1 protein-coding gene is annotated in these 241 nt (G+C 72.6%); it reads left to right on the top strand.

Features of this window, described 5'->3' with window-relative positions; translation table 11 throughout:
* The coding region (locus tag HOY81_RS27195) for an adenylyl-sulfate kinase (RefSeq protein ID WP_237323363.1) at positions 1–158 on the top strand (158 nt) is incomplete at its 5' end.
* Positions 159–241: the final 83 nt, after the last annotated feature.

Genomic DNA, 241 nt, shown 5'->3' with positions numbered 1-241 from the left:
CGCGCCAGGCGGCCGGGGAGCTGAGCGGCCTGACCGGCGTGGACGACCCGTACGAGGTGCCCGGCGATCCGGACCTGCGGATCCAGGCGCACCAGCAGAGCGTCGAGGAATCCGCGGGCGCGCTCCGTGCGCTGCTCGCCGAAAGGGGACTGGCATGACGACCGCGACCGCTGTGTCGCCGGACATCGACGATCCGTTCGCGCTGACGCATCTGGAGGCGCTGGAGTCGGAGGCGGTGCAC

Source organism: Streptomyces sp. JJ36, assembly GCF_021696945.1.
Lineage (GTDB): Bacteria > Actinomycetota > Actinomycetes > Streptomycetales > Streptomycetaceae > Streptomyces.
This window is presented reverse-complemented; position numbering and strand designations above follow the sequence as displayed.